Here is a 506-nt window from a genome sequence, read left to right on the forward strand (position 1 = left end):
ATTCTCCTATTTTAGAAAAATATGTAGGAAAAGATATCACTTTAAAAGAACTTATTGAGGCTTCAATGACATATAGTGATAATACAGCAAACAATAAAATTATAAAAGAAATCGGTGGAATCAAAAAAGTTAAACAACGTCTAAAAGAACTAGGAGATAAAGTAACAAATCCAGTTAGATATGAGATAGAATTAAATTACTATTCACCAAAGAGCAAAAAAGATACTTCAACGCCTGCTGCTTTCGGCAAGACTTTAAAGAAACTTATCGCAAATGGAAAATTAAGCAAAAAAAATAAAAATTTCTTACTTGATTTAATGTTTAATAATAAAAACGGAGACACTTTAATTAAAGATGGTGTTCCAAAAGACTATAAGGTTGCTGATAAAAGTGGTCAAGCAATAACATATGCTTCTAGAAATGATGTTGCTTTTGTTTATCCTAAGGGCCAATCTGAACCTATTGTTTTAGTCATTTTTACGAATAAAGACAATAAAAGTGATAAG

General features: G+C 28.5%; 1 protein-coding gene. It reads left to right on the plus strand.

What is annotated here, in order from left to right; translation table 11 throughout:
* Nucleotides 1-506: serine hydrolase (locus IEX22_RS15650; RefSeq protein ID WP_188669305.1), on the plus strand; the 506-nt coding region annotated here is incomplete at both ends.

This window comes from Tersicoccus solisilvae (genome assembly GCF_014643255.1).
Lineage (GTDB): Bacteria > Actinomycetota > Actinomycetes > Actinomycetales > Micrococcaceae > Tersicoccus > Tersicoccus solisilvae.